We start from the raw sequence: 20,162 nt of genomic DNA on the forward strand, positions 1-20,162 counted from the left end.
GATAGTTTGAGCAATTTTCGATTCAAATCTAAATTGATGGTGCGGCTGGATATATTAATGGACTCCCATAAAAAGCATTTTTTAAAACTTAAACGATGCTTGCATACTGAGATTATTGGATTAGAACTATCATTTTCATGGCGTAGATTGATTCATCGAGTATTGTGTTGCCCGGATCGTCGTTTTATATTTTGGTGGCGTATTGCCAACTATCTCTACCACTCTGATTCGAAATATAAACGCAAATTAGCGAAACGTATTGAGTACAATATTCGCCGAAAATATGGCCCTGAAATAGGTTTAGGAGCCATAATCGACGAAGGATTTTGCATTCCACATACTACCGGTATTATAGTATCCGGTCGTTGCATAATTGGTAGGAATTTTCGTATCCGGCAAAATACAACGATAGGCGTTATCCGGGGTGATACTACGGGTTATATCCGTATCGGAAATAACGTCAATATTGGGTGTCACTCTTGCATTATAGCGGACAGCCTTATCATTGGTGATAATGTAACCATTGGGGCAATGTCATTTGTGAATAAAAACATCCCGGACAATGCCGTCTATACCAATGTGGTCACACCAAAAATAAGAATTGTAGCTATAGCATACGTAGCAGATGAATGACCTTCATCTCTATAGTTCAAGTCTCCAATCCTTTTTACCCATAGCTTTTCCGTTGACCTGAATTTCAATTTGCTGAATACCTTCATAGTATTCCCGGGTGGTGATTTTCTTAATGATATGTTTTTTCCCGATGGTGACTAATCCATTTGCAGGAAGCTCAAAAGCACGAAGTTTAAATACTTTTGGCATTGTTTTTTTATTCGCTTTCATAAAGTGGATAATGTAATCGATAACAATTTTTTGGGGCGCATTACTGGTGGAGCGAATGAGTACGTCAAATTCAAGGTGTTCACCAAGTTTGATATTTTGTTGTTTAACAGAGAATTCATCGATTGTTACCTGCGCGCCATACTGAACCCCAATCAGTGCCAGTGCACCTGGATTTCCGTCTTTAATTAAGGTGCGAAGGGCGTGTTTGATAATCCATACAACTTTTTTCTCATCTTCTCCTTTAGCTTGTTGTTGCCAGTTCTTTAGTAATTGAATGACATAAGCAGGATGGTCTTTAGAAATGTCATTAAGGTGGTTAGCTACGCTTTTTCTGACAAAAAGCTCAGGATCAAATTTTAAAACCTCTAAAATATCTTTTGTTGCAGATGGATTTTTGATGAACTCTTGCAGTTGTTCTCCCCATGGTACACGTGGGCGAGTACCTTCAGAGGCCCATCTGCGGATATTAACATCCTCATCTTTTGCACATTGAAGCAGAAAATTCATGGTTTCATCAGGATATTTCTTGATGAATGGTCTGACTGCCCATTCAGAAGTAAAACGCGTAGTGACAAGTTTTAGCGCATTCAACGATACATCAAGATTATTGAGGCCATAAGTTTGGATGTATTCAGCTATCGGCCATACAGAAAAGCCGCTGAGCTGATTCTCATTAAGGACCGAGACAAGAATTTTTAATGCTTTGGGATACTCTTGTGGTAACTCATTTGCCAGAGCATCACGGATCAACTTAACTCTGGATTTCATTTCCAAATTGGTTAGTTCAGATTCAATTTTTAGAAATTGTTCAGATCTAAAAGAAGGAAAGTACCGGCTAATTGAATTGGCGATTTGTTGTAAGAGTGCGCCATCAAATGCATGTTTAAAGGCGTTTTCATTTTTATCATCCGAAATATTACTCATATTAAAACTCCAATTAAATCAGGAAATAATCACTAAACTATTCCCGAGCTAACATATCGATAATAGGGCAAATTGTCTGACCATTGCCCGTATCACACTGCTGCACCAGCCCGGCTAAAGCCTGCCTCATTACGTCCAGATCGGCCATTTTCTTCTCGATTAAACTCAATTTGCGCAAGGCCATCGTTCGCGTCTCGTTACACCCACAGGCAGCGTCCAGAGTCAGGAGTGCATTTATCTCATCCAACGTGAAACCAAGTGCCTGCGCTCGTTTGATGAAGCGCACCCGTTTGACTTCATCCGCCGAATAGCGCCGGTGACTGCCCGGCGGTTTGATTGGCTCAACCAACAAGCCTCGCCGCTGGTAGTAGCGGATCGTTTCGATATTTACCCCGGCAGATTCGGCCAGCTTACCAATAGTCAGTTCTGACGCCATCAAATTTTCCTTGATTCCGGACTTGAGTACGGGATTTATACTAACACTTGAGTAAACATGTTCAAGAAAAAGAGGATGTTATAACTCAGCTGAAAAAGTTGGTTAATCATGGGCGGATTGGCCGTCTATTGTGAATACGTGAGGACACAATGAACACTGTCATTCTTGAATCAACATTGACCTGTCCGCATTGCGGCTTTAGCAGAAAGGAAACGATGCCGACAGATGCTTGCCTGTTTTACTATGAATGCCTGAATTGCAAAGTTATGCTACGTCCTAAGCCCGGTGACTGTTGCGTGTTCTGTTCGTTTGGGTCAGTGGCATGTCCACCGATTCAGCAGAGTGGGTGTTGCGGGTAGAGTTTTAAAATCCCGAACTGGCATAAAGTCGCATCTTAATTGATGATAAATCTGCATGCATGGTTTTTGAAGGAATCCGAAAGCTTATAGCCATTAGTAATCAGTTAGTATTGATTCTGATTTTATGCCACCGATAAGCGAAACTGAACCGACACATTGTTCGATATTTGGCAATCTTGTCCCTTAAATAATGTGACCTTTAATGATGAGAAGATTACGGTATTTCCGGCTGATTTTAATAATCACGTTGAATGGATTAGAACGTCATTTGAAGAAGTTCTGGCGCAGGAAACCGGTATTTTAAAAGATTTAAAGTTTTCTAAATAAAGGAATGGATTTATGAAAATCTTATCTGAGACACTATTACGTTTCTATGATTTAATTGAGCCATATCCACGATTATCAGCGCAGTGGGACAGGGATGAGCGAACTTTAAAAATTAAGGGAATAACATGAAACGTACTTTTATCTATAATGATGATAAATCAGCTAAATTTTGGACTATTGATATCGACTCTAATTCGTTTAGAGTCAATTTCGGCAAACTTAATACAGAAGGGCAAAACCAAACTAAAACATTTGATAATGCAGCCGGGTGTCAAAAACAGGCTGATAAGTTAATCAAAGAAAAGCTTAAAAAAGGTTATGTTGAACAACTAGATGGTTCACAATCGACTGATTCAGCGTCAACTAATAACGGCAAAACCAAAAACAGCACAACCTTTAAAATTCTAATGGAAGGCGATAATGCACAACCTGCCAGCTTTATTGTAGATATTACTAATCCTGATTCAATCTCTGCGGTTTTAAACTATCAAATTGATAATTTTGATGAGTTTAAAGATCTGGTTCAAAAATATGATCACGAATATGGCTATTTAAATTCAAATGGCGAATATGTTTGTTTTAGCGATGATCTTTCATCCTCAGAAGAGACCTTCTTAAAAGCGGCGATTGAGTTTAAACAGCTCCATCCAATACTAAAAAAATATGTTGATAAAATAATAGAAGCAAATCTAGGTGGTCAATTACTCTATTCTAACCAATATAAACAAGAGTTAGAACAACCGACTTACCAATATATTAAATTATTAACCGAAGCTTATCAGCAACGAGGCATTTTTTATTCAGTATCATGGCGAAAAAATAAAGAGTATTACGGTATCTATGTGGCAGGTGCTTTAGCTTGCTTTGGTGAACAGTATGAAGATGATATTTTAACCTTTTTAGATCTGATCTTAACTTATGATAATGATAGTAGTAACAAAACAACCATACTTAATAGTTTTAGATATATTATAGGCAAAACAAAACCAAACGCAAAACTGCCTAAAATAAAAGAAAAATATGGTATAAAAAATTGGTAATTACGTTTTTGTCGATACCAATGAAAATCATACTCTCAGTCGAATGGGTAACCGTATTACCGAAGACGACACTTACCGTTACCACTATGACCGCTACGGAAATCTGGCGGAGAAGACCCACAAGTTAAATAACAGTGAGGTTCACCACTACGCTTGGGACCATCAACACCGGCTGGTTCATTACACCCGGCTTCATTATTAAGTGAGTTTGACGATGATGATGAATTGATTCAGGGTGTCATATGTAAATTACAAAAAAATAAAGAGTTAATTTATGACTTGGTATGTAGCTAGCACAATCATGAGTGTTCGTAAGAGAAAGGAGAAGCAGAAAAACATTCCCGTATATGAAAATTTTTTGCTAATTGAAGGAGAATCAGAAGAATATGCAATTAAAAAAGCACAAGAAATCGCTGAGCGAGAAGCAAATATATCGAGTGATGGACTATTTCTCGATGATAAAGCTGCATACATGGTTTTTGAAGGAATCCGAAAACTTATAACCATTAGTAATCCAGTTAGTATTGATTCTGATTCTATGCCACCGATAAATGGAACAGAACTGACATATTCTGAGTATTTAGTAAAAAACAGAACACAGATGAAGAATTTAGTTCAAGGGAGGCCTGTAAAATTAAGATATGTTGAATAATCATAGCTTGACTGAATCCTATGCAATAAGGGCTTAGAACAATGAGGAGTGAAGGGATAATACGCATAATACATTCAGATATTTTATTTAACATAATATACATTATACGCACCGATAACGATTTAAGTGATTTCTGACACTTTAGCCGCTGTAATTCCTCTCTGTATTGATTGCCTTTCACCATTTCAAGCCGTCAGTTTATCTATGTCTGGCCAACCAAATTGTATGATGACCACATTCGGGATCTTCAACAATGTGGTCAATAACATCAAACCCATTAAGGTTTAGCAAATGTCTGTATTCATCTTCAGACAAACTCGAATGATAAAGTTGCTTGCCACAAAATCTGCCAATCGCTTCACCATGTTCCGGTCCACTGGTAAACATTAATGCACTGCCAGATTTTGCATGTGCACTAAATATCTGGAACATTTCTCGTTGGTCTTCATGGTTAAGATGAAAAAAACTGTCCCAGGCGATCAGACCGTCAAATTTTTGATTTAACGATAACGTTCGCATATCTGCAACTCGCCACTGACTATCCGGGAATCTTCTCTGACAAATCTCTATCATTGAAGATGAGCTATCGATTCCTGTTAATGCTATCTGTTGTTCAATCAGGTATTGAGCTATCGGTTCTCCGGAGCCACAGCCGATATCTAATACTGTGGCGTTATTTGAATCCGGTAAGATGGATATCAATTTATCCAGCCATGCCTTTTCATTCAGGGACTTCCCTCGCAATGAGTCCCACTCTTTCGCATGGGTTTGGTAAAGCTCAATAATCTTATCGGCTGCAGGATGCGTCATACAAATTACCGTTAATTATGTGACAATGTCACTATCAATCATTTAGCTTAAAATGATTGATATGACCGTTACTGGCGTTTTCTTTTTATCTATTCTATTGATTTTAAATCATAAATTAAGAAATAATCCCTTTCTCTTTAGCGATCTGATGCCAGTCGCTAAACTCTTCCAGCAATAAGTCGTATATCGATTCATCCGTCATTGAGGCAAAATTATCAATAGAAAAGAAATTGGTATTATCAAGCAGCCTGTCGGTAAAGTTATCCAGTTTTTCCAAAATGCCATAGTTGGAACCACCCAGACCAACAAACTTCCAGAAAATCGGATAATTTGCAGAACGGCGGATGGCATCTTTAATCGCACGGGTTTTACTGATTCCACCATCAGTTATAAACACGATATATACCGGCATATCGCTGTTCTTAAAGTAGTCGACAATCTCTTCCATAACGGGCGGCTCATTGTTAGTGCCACCTAAACCAGGCAGAATTTCCCATGCGGAACGTTTTTTTGCATTCTGAATGGAATCAATATATCCATCTAAATTATCCAGGGTTACATCCGGATATTTACTGTGTTTCGCTGCAAATCCCCAGATATCCATACTGCCATCATCATCAAACTGAACGGCTAAAACCGCAATCCGGTCAAGAACCGCCTGCACATTACCCCTTCTGAATTCTCCCGTCATCGAACCGGAGGCATCCAGTACAAAAGCGACCCTGGCTCGAATGGATTGAAGATTATGCTTTTCCAGACTCACGGTAACTTTTTTAGCTAAACTGACCAGACGAGGTGCTTTATCCTGAATTTTCTTTTCCAGATTGATTGTTGGCTGAACGGGTTTAGTCTCGTTGGGTGAAACATCAACACCATAATTAATGGCCAGAGGTTCCAAACCGCCATTAAATCCCTGCCCTTGTGCCCGAAATTTCCAGTCGCCCTTGTGTCGATATATCTCGCCTATGATAAGCGCCTTTTCTTGTCTTAACTGAAGAGGCATTTCAAAAGATGCGATGCCTTGTATATTGAGTCTCAGACTATTTAAACTGGCCACCGAGTCCGGGCCATCAATGACTAACGTAATCGCAATTTTATTAATATCAGTATCGATCTTATTCAGATCAACGAGAAACTGGCTGCTCTCATTGGATGTCTGCAATGTCAGGCTTTGATTCGGAGTTGATGGTTGATTAAAAAAAATGAAATCGTTATCTCCTCTAACCTTATTATCCGCATTTAACATAAAAGCGGATGGATCAACTTCGCTCTGAAATCCCTGACGCTTTGGATAGCTAAGCGTCAGGCATAAAGATGTTGTACTTAACTGAATATTTTGTCCTGACTGCAGTTCCATATTTTAGTCCTTTAATGATTCATTGTTCATTTAACGGATTTATTATCCTGATGGGTAAGTTTCAGTATTATTCACCTCTAATGCAATAAACTTAATAAAATTAAATTCATAGCGTTTTATAATCAGCTATTCTATGCTTTTCAAACTGTGAGCAATACTTAGCTATCGATATAAGGAATAGCGAACATGATTCGATATCAACGTGCTACTCCAGATAATTACCCGGATATTCTGGAAGTCGCTGAGCCCTTTTATCCTGATACTAAAGGCGGCGATCGTTCCCAAGGTTTTCTGGATAAGCGCTTCACTACGGCCATGTTGTCATCAATTAATCAACGATTAGGATTATTGATAGCTGAAGATAATAAACAACAGATTCTGGGATTTTTGGGTTTGTCGCCCTTTTCTGACGGTTCACCTTCTCCGGTTGTTGATTCAATGCTGAAAACATTAATCCATACTCTCCAATCAGAGCTTCTGGATAAACCTTTTATATTTGGCCCTGTTTGCATATCGAGACAGGCGGCAGGATTGGGGATATTTAAAGGTTTGTATCAATATATGTGGCAATATTTATCCCCAGCCCAATACCAAACGGGTTTTGCTTTTATTAATCAGGATAATCTACATTCACTAAATGCACATACTAAAGGGTTATCAGCAGAGATCGTTGGTGAGTTTAATCATCAATTATCCAGCTATTATATTGTTCGCTACCTACGTCCTTTAGACCATTCATAGCAGCTATCGCTCTCAACGGTGATGACTATCATAAATAAATGCCATATTAATCATTAAGATACTTTTTTATATACAATTAAACAGCATAAACAATACTATTTTGCTATAAGTAGTAATATTGCTTAACTGTTACAATACTTCCACGCAATATCTATTGCTTACTATCTGAACAGAATAATAATTTTGACTGAGGTCGGGAATGAACATACCGTTAATTATAAATGTGCTGGTTTTTATAGCGTTGCTATTTCTTCTGGCGCAAACACGTCATACCAATTGGAGTCTGGCGAAAAAAGTGCTGATCGGCCTGATTGTCGGCGTTATTTTTGGTTTAGGATTACAGCTGGTTTATGGTGCGAATAGCCCTATCCTGAAAGAATCCATCTCCTGGTTTAATATTGTCGGTAATGGTTACGTTCAGTTGTTACAGATGATTGTTATGCCGTTAGTTTTCGTCTCTATTTTGAGTGCAGTAGCGAAACTACATAACGCATCTTCATTAGGAAAAATCAGTTTCCTGACTATTGGTATCCTGCTGTTTACCACCATGATCGCCGCATTTATCGGTATTATGATTACTCTGCTGTTTGGCCTCTCAGCGGAAGGTTTGGTTCAGGGCGCTCAGGAAACTGCACGTCTGGGAGCGATTGAATCTAACTATATGGGCAAAGTTGCCGATCTGACAACGCCTCAGCTGATTCTTTCTTTCATTCCTAAAAACCCGTTTGCCGATCTGACCGGTGCCAGCCCAACCTCAATTATCAGCGTGGTTATTTTCGCTGCTTTCCTGGGTGTTGCTTCATTACAGCTGTTAAAAGATGATGAAGTTAAAGGTCAACGCGTTCTGACGGCAATTGATACGCTGCAATCATGGGTAATGAAGCTGGTTCGTTTAGTGATTAAACTAACTCCTTATGGTGTTCTGGCGTTGATGACTAAAGTGGTTGCCGGTTCTAACATTCAGGATCTAATTAAACTAGGTAGCTTTATCGTGGCATCCTACATCGCGCTAGCGCTGATGTTTGTGGTACATGGTATTCTGTTGACCTTCAGCGGTATTAATCCGATTAAATTCTTTAAGAAAGTACTGCCAGTATTAACCTTTGCGTTTACCAGCCGTTCCAGTGCTGCCAGTATCCCGATGAACGTTGAAGCCCAAACTCGTCGTTTAGGCGTGCCAGAAACTATCGCCAGCTTCTCTGCATCATTTGGTGCCACTATTGGTCAAAATGGTTGTGCGGGTATTTACCCGGCGATGTTAGCCGTTATGGTTGCGCCAACCGTCGGTATTAACCCATTTGACCCTATGTGGATCGCGACTCTGGTTGCTATCGTTACCGTTAGCTCAGCTGGCGTTGCCGGTGTGGGCGGTGGCGCTACCTTCGCTGCACTGATTGTGTTACCAACCATGGGCCTGCCGGTTACGCTGGTTGCCCTGCTGATTTCAGTTGAGCCGTTGATCGATATGGGCCGTACTGCACTGAACGTTAATGGTGCAATGACTGCCGGTACTATCACCAGTCAAATTCTGAAAGAAACGGATAAAAGCGTTTTTGAATCAGAAGAAGATGGCGAATTAGCTCACCGTTAATCTGAAACTTATCAGAGTAAAATAGTGCAGCCTGCGGGCTGCATTATTATTTCCAGCCCCTTAATTACCTCAAGATACAAATTTTCCCACCTATTACAGCCATCTTCTTTTCACTGATTTAACCTGATGGTAAGGTACCGGTATTACAAAAATATTATGTTTTTATAGGGATAAAGGATGCGTTGTTTTAATCATCAGGATGTTGAGGCTATTGGTACTTGTAAAGCATGTCACAAAGGGTTATGCCCTGATTGTGCAAACGATATGGGCCATGGTTTAGCTTGCGCAGGTAAACATGAAGACGTTGTTGAAACTTACAATACGATTATTCAAAGAAATGCCAAAGTCTATTCGGCAGCACCTAAAAATATTTTGATCGCCCCCATTTTTTATCTTTTTATGGGATTGGTATTTGCCTACTTTGGCTATAAAGACGGCAGTATGACGAATCTTCCATTTATCATGGGAGCGGGATTCATTGTTTTTGGTATCGTTATTTTTGTACGCAACTACTCGCTGTTTAAGTCGAATCCAAAAAACTAACTTGTTATCTGTCTGAACGGTATTAACCCACTTTACCTAACAAGTGGGTTATATTTTTACTATCTTACATAACCTGAAGAAGCTAGAAATTTAAAAAGATAATTTCTGCTAGAATGATTAAGTCATTGTCATCTATCTATCGAATAACCCATGCGTTATACGCAACCAGAGGAACGCTCGATGAAAAAATCTCTACTGCTATTGACGGCTACCATGCTGTTAGCTCCATTAACAACGTTCGCTGCAACCTGTGATGAGATTAAAGCTGAGATAGCTCAGAAAATTATTAACAATGGCGTACCTGAATCCGGATTCCAACTGAACGTAGTTCCTGTTGAGCAAACAGAACAGGCCGGTGAAACAGTAGTCGGTAATTGTGAACACGGTAAACAGAAGATTATTTATGCGAAACATCAGGCATCAGAAGCGGCCCCTTCAGCATCTGATAGTAATATTTCAGAAAAAACGCCTGTGGTAGAAGATACTGAGCATCCGGATCTTCAGCCTCAAACCCAACCATAGCACTGTTTTCTTCCCTTGTTTTAGCCCTCTTTTTGAGGGCTTTTATCTAATATCCCCATTATTTGTATGCTATCTATTGATAAACAAATAAATTTATTTGTTACGGTGTAACTTATTTTTTGTAAAAAAAGTTAAATTTCTTCTAACGCAGTGATAACAAGGGCTGTAGCGAAGAATACTATTAATTTCATCTGAATTAATTCACCTGATAATTTGGCATTGGCTCAAACATGATGTTATACCTTTAAAGGTACGATGAGTTGAGGAAATGCTGCCGCTCATCTATAAATTAATATTTTTTGCTGAACACTTCCGAAATATTCAATGTTTTCTCTATTTTCGTTTAGCTAATACCCATTAGTGACGATTTTTTTGTTGCCTGAAGAATTGTTCACTCATAGTTAACTCTATCCTGGGGGATAAAATATATGCATAAATCCGCGTTACTAAAACGCATCATGATAGGAGGCCTGCTGTTTATCGCTGTGCTTGCCCTACTGATTTACGGCATTGGTATGGATACACTGAAACTTCACGCAGAAGATCTGACCTATCTCGGTAAGCAACATATGTTTCTTGTCGGATGTTCTATGTTTCTGGCGCTGATTGTTGGCTTGCCGAGCGGCGTGTTGTTAAGCCGTCCTTTTGCTCATCGTTGGGCTGAATCGGCTATGCAGGTATTTAATGTAGGTAATACATTGCCACCATTAGCCGTACTGGCGCTGGCCATGGTTGTGGTGGGGATTGGTGATAAACCCGCTATCTTTGCTCTTTTTCTGGCGTCACTGTTACCGATTGTTCGTAACACCTATTCAGGACTTCGTTCGATTCCACCTTCATTAATTGAAGCAGCCAACAGTATCGGCATGACACCCATGCAGCGCTTAATGAAAGTGGAATTACCCAATGCTTTACCTGTGATTATGTCCGGGGTTCGCGTTTCTGCCGCCATCAATGTGGGTACCGTACCGCTAACCTTCCTGATTGGCGCCAGTAGTTTTGGTGAACTGATTTTTCCCGGAATATATCTGAATAACTTCCCATTGCTCATTCTTGGTGCGGCAGCAACCGCCATTATTGCCTTAGCTCTGGATACCCTTCTTGCGGGTCTTAGCTATGTGCTGAGTCCACAACTGGTGAAATAAGTCAGATACATATCACAACAGACTTGGATAATTATGATTAAATTAAAACAACGATACCAACAATGGGGACGAACGGTGAAGTTCAGTGTATTAAGTGCACTGTTATTAACCAGCGTTACCGTTCATGCAGCCCCTTTGGTGCTGGCAAGTAAAAACTTTACTGAACAGCACATTCTTTCTGCTATTACTGTTCAATACCTGGCAACTAAAGGTATTGACGTCACCCCTAAAACTGACCTCGCCTCTACGATTATTCGTAACGCCATGCTTAATAAGCAGGTGGATATTGCCTGGGAATATACCGGTACTTCACTGATTGTGTATAACCACATTCACGAATCGATGTCTTCAGAAGAAACCTATAACACAGTAAAAAAACTAGATGCTAAACAGGGTATTGTCTGGCTGGAACCAGCAAAAATGAATAATACCTATGCCTTTGCCATGCAGCGTACCAGAGCGGAAAAAGAGAATATCAGCACCCTTTCACAGCTGGTTGATCGCATTACTCAAATCCAAAAAACTGATGCTAAGCATAACTGGATGGTGGCTTTCGATCCTGAGTTTGTTAACCGTTCTGATGGTCTGAAACCCATGCAGGATACTTACCAGTTGAATCTGGAACGCCCACAAATCCGCCAAATGGACCCAGGATTGGTATATAACGCCATTCGTGATGGCTTTGTTGACGCTGGCCTGATTTATACCACTGACGGACGAGTCAATGGCTTTGATCTGAAAGTGCTTGAAGATGATAAAGGTTTCTTTCCAAGTTACGCTGTCACGCCTACCGTTCGGGCAGAGGTACTAAATGCTAAGCCAGAGCTGGCGGAGGCGCTAAATACCCTCTCCCGACTGTTAGATAATGATGTCATCTCGGCCCTGAACGCCAAAGTGGATATTGAACACCAATCTGCTGAACGGGTTGCCACTCAATTCTTAAAAGACAACGGTTTGCTTTAAGGAGGCAATGATGGAAACCCTTTCCTATATGTGGCAAGACGCTGGTTATATCGCCGGCTTAACCGCACAACATATGCTTCTGGTAAGTATTGCCGTAGGTCTGGCAATTGTTATCGGTGTCCCCCTGGGCATTCTGATTGTGCGTCATAAATGGCTGGCAACACCGGTACTGAGCCTGGCGACGGTGGTATTAACCATCCCTTCTATCGCCTTGTTCGGCCTGATGATCCCTATCTTCTCTATCATTGGTCAGGGGATTGGCTTTGTCCCTGCGGTAACCGCGGTATTTTTATACTCTCTGTTACCCATAGTGCGTAATACCCATATTGCGCTGAGTAATTTACCCGGTGGGCTGAGAGAAGCAGGTCGTGGGATTGGTATGACATTCTGGCAGCGTTTGCGTTGGGTTGAAATCCCGATGTCTTTGCCGGTGATTTTTGGTGGTGTACGCACCGCAGTTGTAATGAATATCGGTGTTATGGCTATTGCAGCCGTTATTGGTGCCGGTGGATTAGGCCTGCTGTTATTGCATGGCATCAGTCGAAGCGATCCGCGTTTATTAATTGCCGGGGCGGTTATGATCAGCCTGTTGGCGATCGCGATGGACTGGTTATTACACCGTTTACAAATTGCCCTGACGCCTAAAGGAATTCGATAATGATTAAATTAGAAAATCTGACAAAACAGTTTAAACAAAAAAGTGGTAAGGCGTTTAATGCCGTTGATAACATCAATTTGCATGTCCCTGCCGGTGAAATGTGCGTTCTGTTAGGACCATCCGGTTGTGGTAAAACCACTACACTGAAAATGATCAATCGCCTGATTACCCCTAGCAGTGGCCGTATTCTGATTAACGGCGAAGATACTTCAGGTCTGGATACCGTTACCCTACGCCGTAAAATTGGTTATGTAATCCAACAAATTGGTCTGTTCCCTAATATGACCATTGAAGAAAACATTACTATCGTACCGCGCATGTTGGGTTGGGATAAAAAAGCTTGTAAAGAACGAGCCCGTGAACTGATGGATATGGTCGCGCTTGATCCAAATCGTTTCCTGAAGCGCTACCCTAAAGAGATGTCGGGTGGCCAGCAGCAGCGTATCGGTGTTATTCGTGCTCTGGCTGCGGATCCTCCGGTGTTGCTGATGGATGAGCCTTTTGGTGCTGTTGACCCCATCAACCGTGAGTCAATCCAAAACGAATTCCAGGAGATGCAGCGTAAGCTGAAGAAAACCGTTATTCTGGTAAGTCATGATATCGATGAAGCACTGAAGCTTGGCGACCGTATTGCTATCTTCCGTCAGGGAAAAATTGTTCAGTGTGCTACTCCGGATGAATTACTGGCTAAACCTTCTGATGAGTTTGTTGGTTCATTCGTTGGTCAGGACCGTACCTTGAAACGTCTGCTATTAGTTCAGGCCGGTGACGTTACCGATATGCAAGAAACCTTAACTGTTCGTCGCTCTACGCCTCTCAGTGAAGCATTCACCATTATGGATGACAATGATATGCGCTCTATCATTGTGGTCAATGATGATGAAAAACCACTGGGCTTTATTAAACGCCGTGAAGCTCGAGGGGCTGAAGGTCTGTGCGGTGAGTTAACTCACCCGATCACCATTACTGCCAGAGCGGAAGATAACCTGCGGGTAGTATTGTCAAAACTTTATGAGCATAACCTGGTGTGGATGCCGATTGTGGATGAGGAAGGACGCTACAGTGGTGAGATCTCTCAGGATTATATTGCCAGTTATCTGAGTTCCGGACGTACCAAACGGAAGATTTCTGCTGCTTAAGTGACATCGTCACTTATAATGAATATTAAAAGCGCCGGGCAGGCGCTTTTTTATTCTGATTAACTGATTAATCTTTCGTAACTTTCAGCGGCGAGAAGCTTTGTGCCACTGGCATTAACTCAATACGGTTAACGTTTACATGGGCTGGCTGAGTGGCAATCCAGAATACCGTTTCGGCGATATCGGTAGCGGTTAGTGGCTGGACATTCTCATACAGACCGGCGGCTTTAGCATCATCCCCTTTAAAACGCACATTGGAGAATTCAGTGGTGCCGCAAAGTCCTGGCTCCACATCCGTCACGCGAATGGCGGTACCTGCCAGATCGGCTCTCAGGTTAAGGCTAAACTGCTTCACAAAAGCTTTGGTTGCACCGTAGACGTTCCCGCCAGGGTACGGGTATGTTCCAGCAATGGAACCAATATTAATAACGTGGCCACGGTTCTGTTCAACCATTTGCGGTAGGATTGCATGGGTTACTGATGCCAGTGCTGTCACGTTAGTGTTAATCATGGTGGTCCAGTCGCTGAAATCCGCTTTATTAGCCGGTTCTAACCCTAATGCTAAACCTGCATTGTTCACCAACAGATCAATATCTTTAAACGCAGCCGGTAGCGTTTTTAAGGTAGCCAGTAATTTTTCACGATCGCAAACGTCTAATTCGATGGGAAGAAATTTTTCACCCAGTTCATTTTTTAGCTGTTGAAGACGTTCTGCACGACGGGCTACCCCAATAACATAATGACCCTGAGTAACAAATTTTCTGACAATCGCCTGACCAAATCCTGCGGATGCTCCGGTAACAAAAACAACCATTACATTTCCCCTTGCCTGTTTGTATATAAGAAAACCTTTTGGCTCATCGTCAGCCAAAAGGAGAGGACTCGATTTCTGTCTCACATTTCCATCATCGTTGATTAATGAGATGACGGCAATGCAATATCAGCTGTTTTTTATGCGGCTAAGATCGATATAACTGGTTAAATCTCGTTCTTCTGGCCGGGAGAGATATGGCAATTCGCCAATCAGTGGTGCAGGAATATTCTGTTTGAGTGCTTCAATGGTTTCTGCGTAATAGGCTAAACCCGGATTTATCCGGTTTGCCACCCAACCGGCAATTTTCAATCCATCATGAGCGATGGCTTCAGCCGTCAGAATGGCATGATTAATACAGCCAAGTTGAATGCCTACCACCAAAATCACTGGAAGCTTTTCTTCTATCACCCAGTCAGAAATAGGACGCATACCGTTTAGCAGAAAACGCCAGCCGCCAGTGCCTTCAACAATCACGGCATCAGACTGCGATTGAAGATGAGTTAACCCACGGGAAAGACGCGCATAATCCATAGGGCTATCGCTATAGGTTAACGCCGCATGATCTTCAATGATCACCGGGTTAACCTCATCATAAGAAACACTAATGGATGAAGAAGATTGGAGGATCATTGCATCATGATTCCTGATCCCTTCATCGGTAACGTGTGAAGCAATCGCGATAGGTTTATAGCCCACTGCACGCTTGCCCTGTTTAATGAACGATTGTAACAGGGCCCGTGAAATAACGGTTTTGCCCACTTCAGTACAAGTACCGGTTACAAAAAATCGATTCGGCATAAAAGTTATTGCTCCGAAACCTTTTAAATAAATGATTGATTTGTATCAGATGCCGGGTCGCTAAAACGAAATAAGCAACAAATTTTTAATTGAATTCATAAGCAGTGATATTCATCTCAGGATCAAAAGTCTAGGCTAAGGCCAGATTGAATAGATTGCGTTAGCTCAAGATTTGCTAAAACAGCTGATATCTTTTTTAGAAAACAAAGCGTTATACTTATTTAGAGGTAAATAGCGGAAGTTGAGGTATTTTAAGTAGATTATCCCTGAAGAAGCTTAACTAGCAGAGAGCCATTGTATAGGGCCATCTTCACCAGAGCCGCGCCTGGCATGGTTCCTACGTTCACAAAGTGAGTTGGCGCAATGCGTATATCTGCGCGGTATTGGGGTAAGGATTGTTGATGAATGCACTGCTCAATAGCCGGATAGAGCGTGCCGGAAGAGGCATTTAACGGTGAACCAATGATAATCTTTTCCGGATTGAAAATGTTAACCATCACCGCAGCGATATGTCCGATACTTTCCCCAACATAGCAGATGATCTCTCTGGCTAGCTTATCGCCCTTATTGGCAGCATCACACAAATTCTCGATGGTGATCGGCGAGAAATGAAGCATGGATTCAGGGTTAGAAGGCAGCAACTGCCTTGTTCTTTCCAGTATATTGCTCATACTGGCTATCGTTTCCAGACAGCCATGATTGCCGCAATAACAAGCTTTTCCCTTAGGATCAACCTGAGTATGCCCTATCTCAATTCGGCGACTGGAGTCTGCATGAAGAATTCGTCCATCGGTAATAACCGAAGCCCCCACCACATCATCAATAACGATTTGAATGACATTCTGACAGCCAAAGGCCGCACCATACAGCGCTTCACTGATAGCCCAGGCTGAGACATCCTGCTGAACATACACCGGTAAGCCGGTTCTTTTACTCAGCATGGGTCCTAAAGGGACATTCTCTTCATCGTAGAATGGCATTTTGTGTACCACACCTGCGGTAGCATCAATGATGCCCGGCATAGTGATGGCAATAGCAGTCAGACGCTCCAGCAGTTTCTGATGGCGGGTAAAAAAGGATTCTATTTGGTAAATAAAACGTTCCAGCCAGGAATTGGTTTTATCGATGGGAAAATCAATCTGTTCTTCAATAATCAGCTGATTGCTTAAATCTCTTAAGGCCAGCGTCAGATAACCATAATGAACGCGACCGCTTAAATAGTGCCATGCCTGTGTATCCAGTTCGACACCCACCGCAGGACGCCCCCGGCTTCCCGCTTCACTGAATTCAGTCTCTTTAACCAAATGAGCATCATACAGTTCACGAACGATTTTTGTGATACTGGCTGGCGCCAGATGAGAGAGTTTAGACAAATCAATACGTGATACCGGACCATACTGGTCAATAAGTCGGTATACCGCGCCAGTGTTGGTCTGCTTGATGTGGTCAATATGGCCCGGTTGCCCTTCTCTATTCACGTTGTTGCCTCTGAATACAGCTGATTAAATCTTTTGGAATATATTACCCTGTTATCGGCATTTATATGTTTTGCAATATATAATTAAATCAATACGATTTAACCGACGACGTCAGGCAGATTAACAGGATCCGTTTTTATTTCTATCATTTAAGTCATTGTTCGTTACTGACTGGTTCTTATTTATTCAACCTGCGATGATGATAGCAATAAAATTGGCATTTTCCGGCTAATATCCTGGATGGATTTCGATTATCGTTTACCTGACAATATTTGTCACCAATGTATAGTTCTAATTTCCTGATTATTGCCAGTTATGGCTGAGGAATTATCGTGGCACAGCATAAGCCCGAACCGACAAATCTGGCAGAAACGTCTGCCGATGAGGCAGCCCCCGAACCTGACTTGAACACCTTGCCGGTTTCCAGCCCCGTCACTAAAGCAAAAATGTCACGTTCCCGTTCTCCTTTTATCGTCAGGGGAACCACTGATTTTATGAAGGTAACAGCAGCCATGTTTTCCGCTGGTTTGGCTACCTTTGCCCTGCTTTATTGTGTTCAACCTATCTTGCCTATTCTTTCGCAAGATTTTGGTATTTCACCGGCCAGCAGCAGTCTGTCGCTGTCTGTCTCAACAGCTATGTTAGCGGTAGGTTTACTGTTTACCGGCCCTATTTCTGATGCGGTGGGCCGTAAGCCGGTGATGGTTGTTGCATTAATGTTAGCCGCTACATTAACCATTGCCAGCTCATTAACTACCAGTTGGCACGGCATTTTGATCATGCGGGCGCTGGTCGGTCTGGCGCTAAGCGGTGTGGCAGCCGTTGCGATGACCTATCTAAGCGAAGAAATTGACCCAATATTTGTCGCCTTCGCCATGGGTTTATATATCAGTGGTAACTCCATTGGGGGTATGAGCGGACGGCTTATCAGTGGCGTGATGACCGATCTGTTCTCATGGCGCATTACTCTGGGAAGTATAGGCTGTATTGCCCTAATTGCCGCGATTGTTTTTTGGCGCATCTTGCCCCCATCAGGTCATTTTCGTGCTTCTTCTCTGCGCCCCCGGACCTTATTAATAAACTTTCGCCTGCACTGGCACGATCGAGGCCTGCCATTGCTATTTGCCGAAGGCTTCTTATTAATGGGATCCTTTGTTACGCTATTTAACTACATCGGCTATCGCCTGATGGAGCCACCTTACTATATTAGCCAGGCATTTATTGGTTTGTTGTCTCTGGTTTACCTGACGGGTACCCTTAGCTCACCTAAAGCGGGTTCACTAAGCGTGAAATATGGTCGTGGCCCGGTATTTATTTGTTCTGTCGCACTGATGTTATTAGGGCTATGCATTAGCCTGTTTTCATCAATCTGGCTTATCTTTATTGGTATGTTGATCTTTACGCCCGGTTTTTTTGCCGCGCACTCCATCGCCAGCAGTTGGATTGGACATCGGGCTAAACGAGCTAAAGGTCAGGCATCAGCGCTGTATCTGTTTTTCTATTATGTCGGTTCCAGCATCGCCGGAACCTTAGGTGGATTTTTCTGGCATAACTATGGCTGGACTGGATTAGTTATATTTCTCGCCGGAATGTTACTTTGTGCCCTGTTTATTGGGCGTTATCTTGCTCGTTTGCCGGAAGCATCAGCAAAGCCGAAAAGCCGTTAAAGAGGTTAAGGTGAAAGAAAAGAAAGATCTGATGTCGCGCATTATTGACACAATAATGAATAATATTCGGGAACATATGATGATTTATATTGTTATTTGGATCATTGTTCTGTTGCTGGATATTTATTACGTCTGGTTTTATGAGTAATTGATTTTATTAAAATAAAGGAGCCAACAGGCTCCTTTATTACGCATATCACGGTTAATTTTTTGGGGATATTTGAGCCATTTTCCAGATACTGGCAACGTTCCTTGCGGTAACTCTCAGGTTATCTTCTGCTTCCAGCAAAGCTTCAGGTAACGAACCAACTCGAGTAAGTACTGAGAAGACGGCATCCAGACCATGATCGTGTACAACCTGATGATCGGCAGTTAACCCTCCTGCCAGTGCAATTACCGGTTTATTAAAACGTTTAGCGGAACGGGCCACGCCAATTGGCGTTTTACCATGAATGCTCTGACTATCAATGCGACCTTCACCGGTAATGACCAGATCGGCATTTTCTACCAGATTGTCCAGATTTAATGCCGTTATAACGATATCTATTCCCGGCTTGAGTTCTGCATTTAATAATCCCAGTAATGCAGCCCCCATTCCACCTGCGGCACCGGCTCCCGCGGCATTCAATACCGGATTGCCTGTTACTTTTTCAATCAGTGAACCATAAGAAAACAGTGCCGCATCAAGGGTTTTAACCATTTCTGGCGTAGCGCCTTTTTGTGGGCCAAATATTGCCGATGCGCCAGATGGCCCGCACAGTGGATTATTCACATCGCAGGCTACAATAATCGAAACATTAGCTAAACGAGGATCTAATCCGCTTACATCAATGTCAGTTAAATTGCTGAGGGCTCCGCCGCCAACGGGCAGTGAGTTACCCTGCGCATCTTTAAACAATACGCCAAGGGCCTGCATCATACCCGCACCACCATCGTTGGTCGCGCTGCCGCCAATTCCCAGAATGATATGCTTAACCCCAAGCTCCAGTGCTGCCAGAACTAACTCTCCAGTACCCTGACTGGTAGTCAGTAACGGATTACGTAACTCAGGTGGAACATAATGAAGTCCGGATGCTGCCGCCATTTCGATGACCGCGGTTTTACCATCCCCCATCAATCCCCAGTAGCCGTCAACCGGTTGACCTAATGGTCCGGTGACCGTTTTTTTAAGGTATTGTCCGCCCGTTGCTTCAACCATAGAAATAACGGTACCTTCACCACCATCGGCCATAGGAACTTTAATATATTCTGCATCAGGGTAAATTTCGAGGAACCCCTGCTGAATGGCGGTAGCAACCTGCATAGCAGAAAGACTTTCTTTAAATGAGTCGGGTGCAATTACAATTTTCATATCA

At 42.2% G+C, this 20,162-nt stretch carries 22 protein-coding genes; 14 read left to right on the top strand and 8 right to left on the bottom strand.

Going from position 1 to position 20,162, the window contains the following annotated elements; genetic code table 11:
- Positions 1–57 precede the first annotated feature (57 nt).
- A complete protein-coding gene (locus EKN56_RS08095; protein ID WP_130591309.1) occupies positions 58–633 on the top strand; it encodes a serine acetyltransferase in 576 nt (191 codons plus the stop codon).
- A gap of 9 nt (positions 634–642) precedes the next feature.
- On the opposite strand, the gene EKN56_RS08100 is transcribed toward EKN56_RS08095, so the two are convergent.
- A complete protein-coding gene (locus EKN56_RS08100; RefSeq protein ID WP_130591310.1) occupies positions 643–1,767 on the bottom strand; it encodes a DNA alkylation repair protein in 1,125 nt (374 codons plus the stop codon).
- Between the two features lie 37 nt (positions 1,768–1,804).
- A complete protein-coding gene (gene merR, locus EKN56_RS08105) occupies positions 1,805–2,218 on the bottom strand; it encodes an Hg(II)-responsive transcriptional regulator (protein ID WP_456085574.1) in 414 nt (137 codons plus the stop codon).
- 134 nt (positions 2,219–2,352) lie between these two features.
- Between merR and EKN56_RS21465 the strand changes: the two genes are divergently transcribed.
- The 3 genes from EKN56_RS21465 to EKN56_RS08120 all read left to right on the top strand — a co-directional run bounded on the left by EKN56_RS21465 (position 2,353) and on the right by EKN56_RS08120 (position 4,581).
- Positions 2,353–2,562, top strand: a complete 210-nt coding sequence (locus tag EKN56_RS21465; RefSeq protein WP_130591312.1) for a GDCCVxC domain-containing (seleno)protein — start codon at positions 2,353–2,355, stop codon at positions 2,560–2,562.
- Positions 2,563–3,014: 452 nt separating this feature from the next.
- The gene (locus EKN56_RS08115) at positions 3,015–3,929 is read left to right on the top strand and encodes a WGR domain-containing protein (RefSeq protein ID WP_130591313.1); all 915 of its coding nucleotides are present in this window, start codon (positions 3,015–3,017) and stop codon (positions 3,927–3,929) included.
- Positions 3,930–4,203: 274 nt separating this feature from the next.
- Positions 4,204–4,581 carry a DUF4288 domain-containing protein gene (locus EKN56_RS08120; RefSeq protein WP_130591314.1) on the top strand — a complete coding sequence of 126 codons (378 nt, stop codon included), beginning with the start codon at positions 4,204–4,206 and terminating at the stop codon, positions 4,579–4,581.
- Between the two features lie 198 nt (positions 4,582–4,779).
- On the opposite strand, the gene EKN56_RS08125 is transcribed toward EKN56_RS08120, so the two are convergent.
- On the bottom strand, positions 4,780–5,391 hold the full coding sequence (locus tag EKN56_RS08125; protein ID WP_130591315.1) for a class I SAM-dependent DNA methyltransferase: 612 nt from the start codon (positions 5,389–5,391) through the stop codon (positions 4,780–4,782).
- A gap of 115 nt (positions 5,392–5,506) precedes the next feature.
- Complete coding sequence (locus EKN56_RS08130) at positions 5,507–6,748, bottom strand: vWA domain-containing protein (RefSeq protein ID WP_130591316.1); 1,242 nt, start codon at positions 6,746–6,748, stop codon at positions 5,507–5,509.
- A 186-nt stretch (positions 6,749–6,934) separates the two neighbouring features.
- On the opposite strand from EKN56_RS08130, the gene EKN56_RS08135 reads away from it, so the two are divergent.
- From EKN56_RS08135 to osmV, 8 genes are all read left to right on the top strand, one after another.
- Positions 6,935–7,489 carry a hypothetical protein gene (locus tag EKN56_RS08135; RefSeq protein ID WP_130591317.1) on the top strand — a complete coding sequence of 185 codons (555 nt, stop codon included), beginning with the start codon at positions 6,935–6,937 and terminating at the stop codon, positions 7,487–7,489.
- A gap of 199 nt (positions 7,490–7,688) precedes the next feature.
- The gene (locus tag EKN56_RS08140; RefSeq protein WP_130591318.1) at positions 7,689–9,080 is read left to right on the top strand and encodes an L-cystine transporter; all 1,392 of its coding nucleotides are present in this window, start codon (positions 7,689–7,691) and stop codon (positions 9,078–9,080) included.
- Positions 9,081–9,257: 177 nt separating this feature from the next.
- A complete protein-coding gene (locus EKN56_RS08145; protein ID WP_130591319.1) occupies positions 9,258–9,623 on the top strand; it encodes a hypothetical protein in 366 nt (121 codons plus the stop codon).
- Between the two features lie 180 nt (positions 9,624–9,803).
- Positions 9,804–10,145, top strand: a complete 342-nt coding sequence (locus EKN56_RS08150; RefSeq protein WP_130591320.1) for a DUF1161 domain-containing protein — start codon at positions 9,804–9,806, stop codon at positions 10,143–10,145.
- 428 nt (positions 10,146–10,573) lie between these two features.
- Positions 10,574–11,290: an ABC transporter permease gene (locus tag EKN56_RS08155; RefSeq protein ID WP_130591321.1), complete on the top strand. Its 717-nt coding sequence runs from the start codon at positions 10,574–10,576 to the stop codon at positions 11,288–11,290.
- A gap of 33 nt (positions 11,291–11,323) precedes the next feature.
- Positions 11,324–12,253 carry a glycine betaine ABC transporter substrate-binding protein gene (locus EKN56_RS08160; RefSeq protein ID WP_130591322.1) on the top strand — a complete coding sequence of 310 codons (930 nt, stop codon included), beginning with the start codon at positions 11,324–11,326 and terminating at the stop codon, positions 12,251–12,253.
- 10 nt (positions 12,254–12,263) lie between these two features.
- Positions 12,264–12,911, top strand: a complete 648-nt coding sequence (gene osmW / locus EKN56_RS08165; RefSeq protein WP_130593641.1) for an osmoprotectant ABC transporter permease OsmW — start codon at positions 12,264–12,266, stop codon at positions 12,909–12,911.
- Positions 12,911–14,050 (top strand): osmoprotectant ABC transporter ATP-binding protein OsmV, encoded by a 1,140-nt coding sequence (osmV, locus tag EKN56_RS08170; protein WP_130591323.1) that lies wholly within the window; start codon positions 12,911–12,913, stop codon positions 14,048–14,050. Before osmW ends, osmV begins: the two co-directional genes overlap by 1 nt.
- 67 nt (positions 14,051–14,117) lie before the next feature.
- Here the strand turns inward: osmV and EKN56_RS08175 are convergent, their stop codons facing one another.
- The 3 genes from EKN56_RS08175 to mlc form a co-directional block, all read right to left on the bottom strand.
- Positions 14,118–14,864: an SDR family oxidoreductase gene (locus EKN56_RS08175; RefSeq protein WP_130591324.1), complete on the bottom strand. Its 747-nt coding sequence runs from the start codon at positions 14,862–14,864 to the stop codon at positions 14,118–14,120.
- Positions 14,865–14,990: 126 nt separating this feature from the next.
- The gene (gene bioD / locus EKN56_RS08180; protein ID WP_130591325.1) at positions 14,991–15,662 is read right to left on the bottom strand and encodes a dethiobiotin synthase; all 672 of its coding nucleotides are present in this window, start codon (positions 15,660–15,662) and stop codon (positions 14,991–14,993) included.
- Positions 15,663–15,922: 260 nt separating this feature from the next.
- Positions 15,923–17,140, bottom strand: coding sequence for a sugar metabolism global transcriptional regulator Mlc (gene mlc / locus EKN56_RS08185; protein ID WP_130591326.1), 1,218 nt, complete (start codon positions 17,138–17,140; stop codon positions 15,923–15,925).
- Positions 17,141–17,586: 446 nt separating this feature from the next.
- Here mlc and EKN56_RS08190 point away from each other — a divergent pair, with 446 nt between their 5' ends.
- Positions 17,587–18,807: an MFS transporter gene (locus EKN56_RS08190; RefSeq protein ID WP_130593642.1), complete on the top strand. Its 1,221-nt coding sequence runs from the start codon at positions 17,587–17,589 to the stop codon at positions 18,805–18,807.
- 31 nt (positions 18,808–18,838) lie between these two features.
- Entirely contained in the window at positions 18,839–18,955 is a 117-nt protein-coding gene (locus EKN56_RS21470) for a DUF2770 family protein (protein WP_130593643.1), read from the top strand.
- 54 nt (positions 18,956–19,009) lie between these two features.
- Here the strand turns inward: EKN56_RS21470 and EKN56_RS08200 are convergent, their stop codons facing one another.
- The gene (locus EKN56_RS08200; RefSeq protein WP_130591327.1) at positions 19,010–20,158 is read right to left on the bottom strand and encodes a glycerate kinase; all 1,149 of its coding nucleotides are present in this window, start codon (positions 20,156–20,158) and stop codon (positions 19,010–19,012) included.
- Positions 20,159–20,162: the final 4 nt, after the last annotated feature.

Origin of the sequence: Limnobaculum zhutongyuii (genome assembly GCF_004295645.1) — a bacterium.
Lineage (GTDB): Bacteria > Pseudomonadota > Gammaproteobacteria > Enterobacterales > Enterobacteriaceae > Limnobaculum > Limnobaculum zhutongyuii.